Source organism: Chryseobacterium ginsenosidimutans (assembly GCF_024807225.1).
Taxonomy (GTDB): domain Bacteria; phylum Bacteroidota; class Bacteroidia; order Flavobacteriales; family Weeksellaceae; genus Chryseobacterium; species Chryseobacterium ginsenosidimutans.
Genome location: NZ_JANUCO010000001.1, coordinates 3,898,523 through 3,910,968 on the forward strand (window position 1 = coordinate 3,898,523; position 12,446 = coordinate 3,910,968).

Sequence of the window (12,446 nt, forward strand, 5' to 3'; positions counted from 1 at the left end):
AATATTTGTTTGATAAAATTTAATTTTTTAAAGCCTTTAGGAAATAAGACTTTGATATGAGATAAACAGCGCTGTTTAGAAAGTGATTTTTACTTGAAAAAGTTACTCAGTAGATTCTTTTTCAGAATTATAAATATAATTCAAAACATCACTTTTCCTGTAAATAGGGCTTTTTCCAGATTTACCAACAGGTGTTAACAAACCTTTTTTGTTCCAAAGCCAAATAGTTGTTCTCTTCTTTTTAGTAAGCTCACAGACTTCAGAAATTAAAAGATGTTCGTATTTTTCTGATTCCGCAGAATCTTTGTCTTTGCTTTCTAATTTTGAAAGTAATAAATCCAACTTTTCGTCTGTTTTGTTTTCTAACGGAAAGGCACTCGCTAATTGAGTGATAATCTCTAAGAGTTTTTGTTCTTGCATAATCTTGTTATTTTAAATTATGCTACAAAAATACTCTAACCGATTATCCTCAATCAATGCCTGTACTTAAATAGGGACAAGAAAGGGACATTAAATAATTAAATCAGATACTCAACTTTTGTACGTGGCTCTTTACACTCTCTCATTAAAGTCTTTTGTATAGTAGCTTTTTTAAATTTCTTAAAATCTTCTTCATCATAGAATTGAAAATTTGAAATTATCCAATCAGAAATTTTCTCTTTACTATTTGCAACTAAATGATTCATATCATGAAGCTGTTTGAAAAAATAGACAAGTTTGGTAGAGCTACCTCTAAATTCAATTTCTTTGTCTACGTTAGTTTGTTCTCCAAATATCAATCTTCTTAACGATTCGCCAAATTCCTCTTGAATATGTGGCAGTAGAGAATTAAAAACGTTTTCTGGGTGAACAAATCTTATAGGCTCTTGATTTATAGTTCTTTTGGCTGATATGTTTTCACTAAGTAAGAAATCAGGATAATCAAATCTAATATTCATCGCTAATTTTGTGATATTGTCTTTGTAGTTTGCAAGTACTTCTAATTTTGAATAATATTCATCTGCTAACTTTTCGATTTGCTTATTTATACTACTATTATCAGAATTTCGGAGTTCAAATACCTCAAGGTGAAAATCATTTTTTGCATAAATGTATTTTATGTAATTTTCTAACATTTCAAATTGAAATGAAAAATAATTTTGAATTTTCTGCATAGTGTTATCATTATATAAATCAGGAATTTGCTCACTGTAATCGCTTAAAAAGCCTGCCGTAATTTGTTCTTTATTGTCTCGATTTTCATTTTTTCTGCCATAATACCAATAATAGATACGGGAAACATAAGCAAAATAATTATATGACAAATTTTTGCTATAATAAAATAGCAATTGAAATTTTTCAGGCAAATCTGCACTTCGAAAATATTGATAATCCGCTTCTATAAACTCCTTATAGTTGTAATAAGATTCTTTTAATTTATCCCAAAATATTAATTCCATTTTATCGGGATTTTCTGTATACAACTCTTCAAATGCTGTCTTAATATCAAATGGAAATTGTTCTTTATTGAATGAATAGATTGATTCTAGAAGAGAAATATCTTCATCGAAACTTTCATTATTTGACATTAAAATATTTTGAAACCTATATCGAAGTTCATTAAGAAAATTGTAAAAATTGTTTATCTTTGCTTTCATAGTTTACTAAACAGGGTTAAACAAATATCGGTAAAAAAGATTTTATTTATTATTTTTTGTCTCTTCTTTGTCCCTCCCACAAGTAAATAAAGTTTTAAATCATTGAAAATCAGAATAAAGGGATATTCCTGGAGAAACCACTTAAAGTCATCTCAATCGGGATGACTTTTTTGTTTTTACCCATTCACTTGCGAGAACATATTTGTTAAATCCTAGTTAATACAATACGAATCCTCCTTCATTTACGTCGAAAATAAGTATATTCGCTTTTTTAATTTTATTTGAAAAAATGAAGAAGATTATCTCTGGATTATTTCTATTTTCTACCGTTATTGCATTTGCTCAGGAGGCTGTTCAGTTTCAGGATCTGCCTTTTAAAGACCTTGTGGCGAAAGCGAAGAAAGAAAACAAAATACTTTTCATCGACGCTTATACTTCATGGTGCGGTCCCTGCAAAATGATGGAGAAAAATACTTTTACCCAAAAAGCTGTCGGAGATTATTTTAATGCCAATTTCGTGAATGCAAGATTCGATATGGAAAAAGGCGAAGGAAGAGAAATTGCATCCAAATTCGGCGTACGTTCCTACCCTACTTATCTTTTCCTAAATGGAGACGGTGAGCTTGTTTCTCAAAACTACGGGTATATGGATGGAAGTCTTTTCGTTTCAATGGCACAAGATGTAAACTCTCCGAATAATAAAAAAGGTTCTTTGAAAGAACGTTTTGCCAATGGTGAAAAAGATTCGGAATTTTTGATCAACATTATGAAATTAAATTCTTCTTCAGATTTTGATTTCGCTAAAAAAGCTTCCGAAAGATATTTTGAAAACAAGAAAAAAACAGAAGAATTTACAAAAGATGATGTCGGACTTTTATTATTTTTCGTAAAATCCACTGAAGATAAAAATTACAAAATTTTTACTGAAAGAAAAGCGGAAATCATTAAGTTTTTACCGGAAGAGACCTATAAAGAATTTGACAATCAGATAAAATTGGGGAAAATTGTTGAGCAGTCTATTGATGAGCAAAACAAAAGAATCAACGACGATTATTTCATGAAAACTGCCGAACCGTTGGTAGGGAAACATGATGCGGAAGTAAAACTTAATCAGACGAAATTAAGCTATTATGCACAAAACGCTAATTTCCCCGAATACGAAAAAGCAGCTTTGGTATATTATAAAAATTCAGAAGCTTTTGAGCCGAATGAATTATTAAAAACCGCATGGATATTTTCTGAACATGTAAAAACTGTTTCTTCATTAAAAAAAGCAGCAGAATGGGCAGAAAAATCTGTAATGAGAGGTGAAACATCCGAAAACACATACATTTTAGCTAAACTTTATTTCTTAACAGGAAATAAAGATATGGCAAAAACATACGCAGAAATGTCGAAAAATATGGCTACTCAGGCTCAAAAAGATTCTACTTTAGCAGATGAGTTATTAAAACAAATCAAATAACAAATGTCGAAAACTAAACTTATTACAGGATTCCTAACTTTATTCTTATTAGGAAATTTAAGTGCTCAGGAACAAGAACAGAATACTGAAAAAAGTGTTTATATAAAAGGAAATGCCTTATTTATTCCCATCGGAGTGGTAAATGTAGGATTAGAACATCAATTAAGTAAGAAAATTACGGTGCAAGGTGACGTTCTTATTTCTCCTTGGAAATCTTTTTCGGGACATGAGCTGCAATATTATTCCGTCTCTCTAGAAGGCAGATATTATTTTAATGAAGCTTTTAAACATTGGTATATTGGAGCCAACATTGCAGGATCTCGTTTCATTGCACAAAAATGGAATTATTGGAATGATAATCTCCTTATTGATGAAAATACAGGAATAACTCTTAAAAATTCGGATGTTTATCAAAAGGGATACTCCTTAATATTAGGTGTTACAGGAGGTTACCAGTTTAAAATTGCAGACCGATGGAATGTTGATATTTATGCAGGTATCGGAAGTTCCCAAGACTTTTATAAAGGATACATTCGTTCAACAGGAGAGCGCTATGAGAACCCGAAAGGGTACAATAAAAGTGGAGAAATTCTTCCTTACAGAGGCGGTGTCATGATTTCTTATAAACTAAAATAATTCAATGAAACTATTCGGGAAAAACCATCTTATCATCTGTGCCATTACTTTTGTCATTCTATTTTTAATGAATTATCTTGGAAATGATCAGGCTGATAAATTAGAAAGAGCTTTAATGACTGCAGGTGCAGGAGTTATCGGATTATCAGTAGGTCTTTTTATTTTGAATAAAGGAAAGAATGATAAAACTCCGCCGCAGAATTTTGATTAAATTTAAATTTTAAATAAAATAAAAAAGTCAATTGTAAATTCTACAATTGACTTTTTTTATTAGTTTTCGTAAACTATATATTTACGTCTTATCTTCTCAAATTTATTTAAATCCGATTTCCAGGATTCTTTTATTTCTGATGCTGATTTTCCGGCGATAATCTGTTTTCTTAATTCATCGGTTCCAGCTAATGTATCAAACCAAAGATTTTTACCCGCTGCAGCTTTCAGGAAAAAATTCAATTCTGGGTTGTTATAATTTTTATAGGCTCTAATTACCCACTCAAGATTTAATTCTCTTAAATCTTTCTTATAATTTGAAAGGTTTTCACCGTAGCATAATTTTCCGTTTAAAAATGGATCTTTTGCCCCGAAATTCGGCTTTGGTGTAAATTGATAAGGCAAACTCGCTGTCCACGGCGAACCATAAATCTGGAAAGGTAAATCTGTTCCTCTTCCCACTGAAACTTGCGTTCCTTCAAAGAAACATAAACTTGGATAGAGATTAATCGATTTATCGTTCGGCAAATTCGGTGAAGGTTTATCTAAAATCGGGTAACGTAATTTTTTATGATAATTCTTCATCTGAATTAAAGTATATTTCGCCTGAACTCCATTCTGAAGCCATTTTTCTCCGTTCACCATTTTCCCGTACTCTCCGATTGTTAAACCATAAACAACAGGAACTTCGTGCATTCCGACAAAGCTTGTCCATTTTTTTCTCAAAACAGGACCATCTGTATAACCGTCATGTGGATTTGGTCGGTCTAAAACCATGATCTGAACATTATTTTCTGCTCCAGCTTCCATTAAATAGGTTAAAGTTGAGATGTAAGTATAAAATCTCACTCCAACATCCTGAATATCAAAAACTACGATATCAATACCTTTTAATTGCTCAGGTTTCGGCTTTTTATTATTTGCATATAAAGAAACAATGGGGATTCCGGTTTTTACGTCTACTCCGTTTTTTACTTTTTCACCCGCATCGGCATCACCTCTGAAACCATGTTCGGGTGCAAAAATGGACTTAATTTTAATTCCGTTTTTTACCAAAAAGTCTACAACGTGAGTTCGGTCGCTCATCAAACCTGTTTGATTCGTCACAACACCGATTGTTTTTCCTTTTAATAAAGGCAAATACAACTCAGGTTGATCCGCACCGGTTTTAAAATCGGCTTTATCTTGAGTTTGAGAATAATATTGATTGAATACTCCTAAAAAAATTAGGCAAATAAGAAGTAAATATTTAATTTTGAAATCTAAATTCATACGTTTGAAATTTCCTTTATATTTCTCTAGAAAAATAGCGTTTTCCAAAGATAACAAAAATAACCTTTCAAGAGTTATCATCTTCATCGGCAGACTTTCCGTTGCGCTGGGAATTATTGTTTCTTTGATTACCGTTTCCACCGGATTCGGTTCCAAAAAGGCTATTAAAGAAAGACTGGCAGATTTCAGCGGGCATATTACCGTAAAATCTACAAGGTCAAATTCCTCATATAATACTTCCGTTCTCGATAATCAGGGATTGAGTGTAAAAAAAATACGGGAAATTCCGGATGTGGAAACGGTGCAGAAATATGCGATGGTGACAGGAATTATGCGTAACGAACATAATTTTGCCGGAATTATTTTTAAAGGAGTCGGAAAAGATTTTGACAGTCTGAGATTTCAAAAATTTCTTATCGCAGGAACTACGCCAAAAATAGCAGAAAAAGGCTACAATAATGGCGTTACTATTTCTCAAAAAATTGCCAATGACCTTCATTTAAAGGTAAAAGACAGCATTGTTACTGTATTTTCTAAAACCGATCAACAACCGATTTACAGAAAATTCGAAGTTGTAGGTATTTACAAGACCGACATCAAAATGATTGACGATCAATTCGTTATCGGAGATATTAATCATGTGAGAAAAATTCAGGATATGAAACCTGATGAAATCGGCGGAATTGATATTTTCCTGAAAGATGTAAATGATATCGACAGTGATTTTCCTGAAATCGAAAAACTGATCGGCTACAAAAATTACGCAGAAAAAGCAACAGAAAAATTTCCTCAAATTACCGATTGGATCAGTATTTTTGATACTAATATTGCACTGATTATCATTATTATGTTGATCGTCGTTGTCATCAATATCATCATGGTTCTTTTGATTTTGATTATTGAGAGAACAAATTCTATCGGTTTATTGAAAACTTTGGGAGCAAGTAATTCCCAGATCAGAGCGACTTTCATTAATTATACTTTGATTATCATGATTCCCGGACTTTTATATGGAAATGCAATTGGTCTTGGCTTGATTTTAATTCAGAAGTTTTTTGGAGTCATTAAATTAAATCCTGAAAATTATTATGTAAGTACGGTTCCTGTAGACCTGAATCCTATTGTGATTATTTCTATTTCTGTCGGAATTTTATTTATTTCCGGATTGGCTTTGATTGTTCCAAGTTATCTGATCAGTAAGATTTCTCCGGTGAAGGCGATTAAATACAATTAATAGTTGATTGGGAATGGTTGATGGTTGATTGAAAATCCTACAGTTTTACAAATAATTTCAACAAATCAAATATCCACCGAGTTTGTCATCCTATGTTTGCAAAGTAATAACTTTAATGAATAAACAAAGAGAAGTTAGGGTAAAGAAAAAAGCTACAAATTGTCATTAGTCTCACAGACAGAACGGAATGTAAGTTCCTTTACCCTTTGCTACAAAAGCTTGAACAGATCATTAGGTTATAAAGCCTGCATTCAGGATAGATAAGCTAATGTAGTATTTCTTCTCGGTAAAAAATATTGTACGTGTAAATTTATAGGAATTGACATTAGTAAACAAACATTTGATGTGGGTTTTTTAGAAAATAAAATCTGGAAGCATTACGTTTTTGAGAACAATGTTTCAGGATTTAAGAAATTATTAAAACTTATAAAGCCGGAAGACTGGGTTGTAATGGAAGCTTCGGGAAGTTACTATCTTCCTTTGGCAGAGTTTTTATCCAAAATGGGAATGCAGATATCTGTGATGAATCCTTTGGTGATCAAGCGATTTTCCCAGACCAATCTTTATCGGGCAAAAACGGACAAGAAAGATGCCCAGACCATTGCGGAATATGCAGAAAAATATGAATTGAGGAAGTGGAATCCGGCGAGTGAAAACGCCAATAAACTCCGCCAATTGTATAGTCGGAAAGAAATGCTCATAAAACAGGTTCATCAGAATCAAAGACAGTTGGAAGCCTTTGGTTCTAGTGGATTTTTGGACAAATTTTTGAGAATGGAGATCAATAATTCCATCAAATATTTGGAAAATAAGATATTAAAACTGGAGAAGGAAATGGACAGACTCTCGATGGAGGAATATTCTGAAACGATGGAAAATCTACAGACTATTCCGGGAGTAGGAAAACAAACAGCGATGATGATGTGTCTGATTACAGACAATTTTGAGAAATTCGAACATTACAAGCAGCTGATTGCCTTTGTGGGATTCAGTCCCAGGATCTATCAAAGCGGAACAAGCGTAAAAGGAAGAGGCCATATCTGCAAAATGGGTAATGCTCAAATCAGAAAACTGCTTTATTTATGTAGTTGGAGTGCAAAAAGATGGAATGCCAAATGTAAGGAAATGTATGAACGTCTAAAAGCAAAAGGCAAACCCGAGCGTGTTATAAAAATAGCCATCGCCAACAAACTGATAAAACAGATATTTGCCATTGGAAAAAGCAAAGAAAAATATCAGACAGATTTCTGCTAAATAACTTGCATATTAACACAGATCATTCCGTAGGAATCTAAGCAAAGTTTTTTACGATGTTGAGATTCCTACGGAATGACAAACGGGCTGTTTTGGTGTGAATTATTATAGATTTTGAGATTGCTTCACTTCAACAACCTCAGTACAAGCTTGCTACGCTTCTCGCAATGACAAATGTTCTGAGGAAACCAAAAATCCTAGCCCCGATTGTAGCTTTGTTTGAGCTCATTTTGATGATGTATCGGCGCGGCGGCAAAGCCGCCGCGCCGATACATCATCAAAATAGCGAGTGCGGAAAGCGGGAAATAGCTCATGAGAAAATGATGAATTGTAAATGATATGGTAGATTCTTCACTCCGCTTTCGCTTCGTTCTGAATGACAAATTAGATGCGGAAAAAGTGATTTGCTAATAATCTTCAAATCATAATTGTTAGTTATTTGAAAGCTGTATCTTTGCACGGCATATAAAAAACATTTATGAAATACGCACAAAACATCCTTGAAACCATCGGAAATACACCATTGGTAAAGCTTAACAAAGTTTTAGGTGAAGATTTTCCGGCATTGGTTTTGGCAAAGGTTGAAACCTTCAATCCAGGAAATTCTGTGAAAGACAGAATGGCTGTTAAAATGATTGAAGACGCAGAAAAAGACGGAAGATTAAAACCCGGAGGAACGATCATCGAAGGAACTTCCGGAAATACAGGAATGGGATTGGCTCTTGCAGCGATCATTAAAGGTTACAAATGTATTTTTGTAACGAATGCTAAACAGTCGAAAGAAAAATGCGATATTCTTCGTGCCGTTGGAGCTGAAGTAATCGTTTGCCCGACAGATGTAAAACCTACAGATCCGCGTTCTTACTACTCAGTTTCAAAAAGATTGGCGAAGGAAACGGAAAACGGATGGTACGTAAATCAATATGATAATTTATCAAACAGAGCGGCTCATTACGAGTCTACAGCTCCTGAAATCTGGGAACAAACAGACGGAAAACTGACTCATTTTGTGGCTGGAGCCGGAACGGGAGGTACGATTACAGGTTGCGGAACTTTCTTTAAAGAGAAAAATCCTGATATCAAAGTAATTGGTGTTGATACGTATGGTTTCTATCTTAAAAGAGATTCACGAAACGGGAGAAATTCATTTAGGAAATGCATATACTTATATCACAGAAGGTATTGGTGAAGATATTCTTCCGGAAAACTATGACATGTCTGTCATCGATCATTTTGAAAAAGTAACGGATAAAGACGGTGCTGTTTATGCAAGAAAACTGGCAAAAGAAGAAGGTATTTTCTGCGGATATTCTGCAGGAAGTGCGATTGCTTCTTTGATTCAGATGAAAGATCAGTTTACGAAAGATGATATTATTGTGGTACTTCTGCACGATCACGGTTCAAGATACGTCGGAAAGATCTACAATGATGAATGGATGAAAGAAATGGGTTGGTTGGATTAATCAGCTTTTCATTATAAAAATAAAACTCAGAGTGATTGCTCTGAGTTTTTTGTTTTATTCTTTGATATTCTTCTTTACAATCTGTTTTAAAAAGCTATAATCTTTCTCGCTCATCGATTTCTTCGGAAACATGTAGGTGTATTTTCCTTCAAGAGCCATGTATTTTTCGGTGTCGTCGAAATATTTAAAATCTTTCCATTCGCTGGTTTCTTTTTCGCCGTCAATATTTACGGTGAAGAAATTATTGTCAAATGTAATTTCGTAGATTTTGCAGTTTTCAAGTTTTATTAAATAGCTGTTAACCTGTTTTTTCCATCGTGAAACTTTGTTGATACTTACGGAAAGAAAAACAGCACAAAGCAAAAACAGAAAACTCACAAAATAGAAAATCCCAAATTTTTCTTTGGTAAAATCGTCTTTAAAGAAAAACAGAATCAGCAAAATTAATCCAACAACAATCGTCGTAATTGTTTTTCCTCTCGTCGTCGATGAGAAAAATAAATTCCCCTGATTCCCGCTAAAATATATTTCCTCGAAATCCTTTCTTTTAGGCTGTAAAACAATAACCTTTTCTTCACTCATAATTAGTAATTTCTGTCTGCAAAGCTAAATGAAAATTTTAGAAATTAACATCTATATTCAATAGGATTTCATCCTATCCTAATTAAATTTTTTCAGAATTCCCAACCAACAAACTATCAACAAAATCACCCATCCTCATATTTATCACTAATTGCAGAAAGCTTACCCATCAATTCACGATTTTTCTGTTTTAGATCTTCCATTTTTTTCAGCATCTCGTGGATAACTTCCAAACCTGGAAGATTGATTTCCAGGTCGTAATGCCAGTTTGTAAACCTTTCAAATATTGGTAAATCTTCATACATCAGATAGCGGATTTCATCTTCAGTCTGAATATTCAGCAATCCTGAATCTACCAATTCATCAAAAAAAGTAATCTCAATCTTATATATTTTTACGAGCTCTTCTCGCGATATTTTTTCACTCATGGCTTAGGAATTTTTAAGTTGTTCAAAAAGTTCTTTCTGCTTTTCAGTCAAGTTTGTCGGTAATTTCACGTCATAAGTCACGAATAAATCACCAAACTGTCCGTCTTTTTTGTAAATCGGAAAACCTTTTCCTTTCAATCGTACGGTTGTTCCACTCTGGGTTTCGGGCTTTACTTTAAGACTTACACTTCCGTCTAATGTATTTACTTTTACATCTCCGCCTAAAACTGCTGTGTACAAATCAATCGGAACTTTCGTTTTTAAATCATCACCCATTCTTTCAAAATTCGGATCAACCGGAATATTGAAAGTAATGTACAAATCTCCATTCGGACCACCATTAAAACCGGGATTTCCGTGACCTTTTAACTTAATTTGCTGTCCGTCATAAACTCCTGCCGGAATTGTAATTCTGACTTTTTTACCATTAATATCAAAAGTTTGCGGGTGAGTTGTTGATGCTTCTTTTAAACTTAAATTTAATTCTGCATTAACGTCCTGTCCCTTAAATTTCCCAGAAGCACTTCCTCTTGAGCTTTTACCGAAACCACCTCCTGCTCCACCAAACATGTTCTGGAAAAAATCTGAAAAATCTTCCCCTTCCCCAAAATCAGCACCGTAAAATCCGCCTCCGAAATTTCCTCCCTGACCTTGATATTGTCTTTGCTGTTGCTGCGCTTTTTCGTATTCTTCGCCATGCTTCCAGTTTTCTCCGTATTTATCATACTTTGCACGGTTTTCGGGATTGCTCAAAACTTCATTGGCTTCGTTAAGCTCTTTGAATTTTGCTTCCGCTTCCTTATCATCAGGATTAAGATCCGGATGCAATTTTCTCGCCGATTTTCGGTAAGCTTTTTTAATGTCTTCCTGTGTTGCGCTTTTGTCTACGCCTAAAATTTTATAGTAATCTATATAAGCCATAGAAACGATATTTACTCAAATTTATGAATTTTATGACTGAAATTTATATAACGGAATGTTAAAAATTAAGCTATCTTTGGTTAAAAAGCACGCATGAAAGAAGTGTTGAAAAACTACTCGGGAATCTTACTTTTATTATTGGGAATCACTGTCGGAAGCGTCATCGGAATTGTTGCGCCAAATATTGTGGATTATCTGAAACCATTAGGAGATATTTTCCTGAATCTTCTTTTTGTAAGTGTCGTTCCGTTGGTATTTTTCGCAGTTTCCAATTCTATTGCTTCATTGGAACAACAATCGAAGTTTGGAAAAATCATGGTAACAATGGCTTTTACTTTCCTATTTTTCATTTTAACGGCAGCTATTTTTACCATTTGTGCAGTTTATCTGTTTCCGGTTTCAGGAGTTTCTGGAAGTAAGGAAATTGTTGACGCAACAGCTGATAATGAGAGTTGGGGCAATAGAATTGTAGGATTTTTCACGGTTGGAGAATTTACCCAGCTTTTCTCAAGACAAAATATGTTGGCTCTGCTGATTTTTTCTTTTATGACGGGATTTTCAGCCAGAAAAGCAGGAGAAAAAGGACAAGCTTTCAGAGCATTTATCGCTTCAGGATATGAAGTGATGAAAGAATTGCTTTTATTAATCATGAAAATTGCACCGATTGGTTTGGGAGCTTATTTTGCGTTTCAGGTAGCGACTTTAGGACCTCAGCTTTTCGGATTTTATGCTAAACCTTTAGGACTTTATTATATTGCCGGAATTATCTATTTCATTGTATTCTTTTCATTTTATGCTTTCATAGCCAACGGACAAAATGGGGTAAAAAGTTTTTGGAAGAACGCCATTTATCCAACTCTTACAGCTTTGAGTACTTGTAGTAGTTTTGCTACAATGCCCGCGAATTTACAGGCTGCATCGAAAATTGGTATTCCAAGTTCTATTTCAAATATTGTAATTCCGATTGGGACGACTTTGCATAAAAATGGTTCGTCGATGTCTTCTATTATTAAAATTTATGTAGCTTTTTTAATTATCGGAAGAGACTTTTTTGATCCCATGAATTTACTTTTAGCATTGGGAATTACCGTTTTTGTGAGTATCGTCGCAGGCGGAATTCCAAATGGTGGATATATTGGTGAAATGCTGATGATTTCTGTATATAAATTACCGCAAGAAGCGATTCCTGCCGTGATGATTATCGGAACTCTGGTTGATCCTTTGGCTACTGTTTTGAATGCAGTCGGGCAATTGGTAGCTTCGATGTTTGTGAATCGGTTTGTGAAGACTTGATTTTTTGTTTAAACACAAATTCCACTAATATTTTTCACTAATTTCCACAAA

At 33.8% G+C, this 12,446-nt stretch carries 12 protein-coding genes and 1 pseudogene; 7 read left to right on the forward strand and 6 right to left on the reverse strand.

Going from position 1 to position 12,446, the window contains the following annotated elements; genetic code table 11:
• Nucleotides 1-102: 102 nt before the first annotated feature.
• Nucleotides 103-420 (reverse strand): helix-turn-helix transcriptional regulator, encoded by a 318-nt coding sequence (locus J3D55_RS18180; RefSeq protein ID WP_259132887.1) that lies wholly within the window; start codon nucleotides 418-420, stop codon nucleotides 103-105.
• A 98-nt stretch (nucleotides 421-518) separates the two neighbouring features.
• Nucleotides 519-1,568, reverse strand: coding sequence for a hypothetical protein (locus J3D55_RS18185; protein WP_259132888.1), 1,050 nt, complete (start codon nucleotides 1,566-1,568; stop codon nucleotides 519-521).
• Between the two features lie 358 nt (nucleotides 1,569-1,926).
• Between J3D55_RS18185 and J3D55_RS18190 the strand changes: the two genes are divergently transcribed.
• From J3D55_RS18190 to J3D55_RS18200, 3 genes are read left to right on the forward strand one after another with little or no spacing between them, the layout of a single operon-like run.
• Nucleotides 1,927-3,102 (forward strand): thioredoxin family protein, encoded by a 1,176-nt coding sequence (locus tag J3D55_RS18190; protein WP_259132889.1) that lies wholly within the window; start codon nucleotides 1,927-1,929, stop codon nucleotides 3,100-3,102.
• Between the two features lie 3 nt (nucleotides 3,103-3,105).
• Nucleotides 3,106-3,738, forward strand: a complete 633-nt coding sequence (locus J3D55_RS18195) for a DUF3575 domain-containing protein (RefSeq protein ID WP_259132890.1) — start codon at nucleotides 3,106-3,108, stop codon at nucleotides 3,736-3,738.
• A 4-nt stretch (nucleotides 3,739-3,742) separates the two neighbouring features.
• The gene (locus tag J3D55_RS18200; RefSeq protein ID WP_259132891.1) at nucleotides 3,743-3,949 is read left to right on the forward strand and encodes a hypothetical protein; all 207 of its coding nucleotides are present in this window, start codon (nucleotides 3,743-3,745) and stop codon (nucleotides 3,947-3,949) included.
• Between the two features lie 59 nt (nucleotides 3,950-4,008).
• On the opposite strand, the gene J3D55_RS18205 is transcribed toward J3D55_RS18200, so the two are convergent.
• Nucleotides 4,009-5,220 carry an exo-beta-N-acetylmuramidase NamZ family protein gene (locus J3D55_RS18205; RefSeq protein WP_259132892.1) on the reverse strand — a complete coding sequence of 404 codons (1,212 nt, stop codon included), beginning with the start codon at nucleotides 5,218-5,220 and terminating at the stop codon, nucleotides 4,009-4,011.
• A 4-nt stretch (nucleotides 5,221-5,224) separates the two neighbouring features.
• Here J3D55_RS18205 and J3D55_RS18210 point away from each other — a divergent pair, with 4 nt between their 5' ends.
• The 3 genes and pseudogenes from J3D55_RS18210 (at nucleotide 5,225) to J3D55_RS18220 (ending at nucleotide 9,171) form a co-directional block, all read left to right on the forward strand.
• The gene (locus tag J3D55_RS18210) at nucleotides 5,225-6,454 is read left to right on the forward strand and encodes an ABC transporter permease (protein WP_259132893.1); all 1,230 of its coding nucleotides are present in this window, start codon (nucleotides 5,225-5,227) and stop codon (nucleotides 6,452-6,454) included.
• A gap of 318 nt (nucleotides 6,455-6,772) precedes the next feature.
• Nucleotides 6,773-7,708, forward strand: a complete 936-nt coding sequence (locus J3D55_RS18215) for an IS110 family RNA-guided transposase (protein ID WP_259135132.1) — start codon at nucleotides 6,773-6,775, stop codon at nucleotides 7,706-7,708.
• Nucleotides 7,709-8,186: 478 nt separating this feature from the next.
• Nucleotides 8,187-9,171 (forward strand): annotated as a pseudogene (locus J3D55_RS18220) (PLP-dependent cysteine synthase family protein).
• A 54-nt stretch (nucleotides 9,172-9,225) separates the two neighbouring features.
• On the opposite strand, the gene J3D55_RS18225 reads toward J3D55_RS18220, so the two are convergent.
• The 3 genes from J3D55_RS18225 to J3D55_RS18235 all read right to left on the reverse strand — a co-directional run bounded on the left by J3D55_RS18225 (nucleotide 9,226) and on the right by J3D55_RS18235 (nucleotide 11,102).
• A complete protein-coding gene (locus J3D55_RS18225) occupies nucleotides 9,226-9,753 on the reverse strand; it encodes a YcxB family protein (RefSeq protein ID WP_259132894.1) in 528 nt (175 codons plus the stop codon).
• Nucleotides 9,754-9,878: 125 nt separating this feature from the next.
• Nucleotides 9,879-10,181 (reverse strand): chaperone modulator CbpM, encoded by a 303-nt coding sequence (locus J3D55_RS18230; RefSeq protein WP_259132895.1) that lies wholly within the window; start codon nucleotides 10,179-10,181, stop codon nucleotides 9,879-9,881.
• A 3-nt stretch (nucleotides 10,182-10,184) separates the two neighbouring features.
• Nucleotides 10,185-11,102 (reverse strand): DnaJ C-terminal domain-containing protein, encoded by a 918-nt coding sequence (locus J3D55_RS18235; RefSeq protein WP_259132896.1) that lies wholly within the window; start codon nucleotides 11,100-11,102, stop codon nucleotides 10,185-10,187.
• A gap of 93 nt (nucleotides 11,103-11,195) precedes the next feature.
• Here J3D55_RS18235 and J3D55_RS18240 point away from each other — a divergent pair, with 93 nt between their 5' ends.
• A complete protein-coding gene (locus tag J3D55_RS18240) occupies nucleotides 11,196-12,395 on the forward strand; it encodes a dicarboxylate/amino acid:cation symporter (protein ID WP_259132897.1) in 1,200 nt (399 codons plus the stop codon).
• The last annotated feature ends 51 nt before the right edge of the window (nucleotides 12,396-12,446 follow it).

Excerpts from the sequence above, each read along its gene's own strand:
- J3D55_RS18230 (WP_259132895.1), bottom strand. The coding sequence starts at position 10,181 with ATGAGTGAAAAAATATCGCGAGAAGAGCTCGTAAAAATATATAAGATT.
- J3D55_RS18200 (WP_259132891.1), top strand. The coding sequence starts at position 3,743 with ATGAAACTATTCGGGAAAAACCATCTTATCATCTGTGCCATTACTTTT.
- J3D55_RS18180 (WP_259132887.1), bottom strand. The coding sequence starts at position 420 with ATGCAAGAACAAAAACTCTTAGAGATTATCACTCAATTAGCGAGTGCC.
- J3D55_RS18235 (WP_259132896.1), bottom strand. The coding sequence starts at position 11,102 with ATGGCTTATATAGATTACTATAAAATTTTAGGCGTAGACAAAAGCGCA.
- J3D55_RS18205 (WP_259132892.1), bottom strand. The coding sequence starts at position 5,220 with ATGAATTTAGATTTCAAAATTAAATATTTACTTCTTATTTGCCTAATT.
- J3D55_RS18225 (WP_259132894.1), bottom strand. The coding sequence starts at position 9,753 with ATGAGTGAAGAAAAGGTTATTGTTTTACAGCCTAAAAGAAAGGATTTC.
- J3D55_RS18185 (WP_259132888.1), bottom strand. The coding sequence starts at position 1,568 with ATGTCAAATAATGAAAGTTTCGATGAAGATATTTCTCTTCTAGAATCA.
- J3D55_RS18195 (WP_259132890.1), top strand. The coding sequence starts at position 3,106 with ATGTCGAAAACTAAACTTATTACAGGATTCCTAACTTTATTCTTATTA.
- J3D55_RS18190 (WP_259132889.1), top strand. The coding sequence starts at position 1,927 with ATGAAGAAGATTATCTCTGGATTATTTCTATTTTCTACCGTTATTGCA.
- J3D55_RS18240 (WP_259132897.1), top strand. The coding sequence starts at position 11,196 with ATGAAAGAAGTGTTGAAAAACTACTCGGGAATCTTACTTTTATTATTG.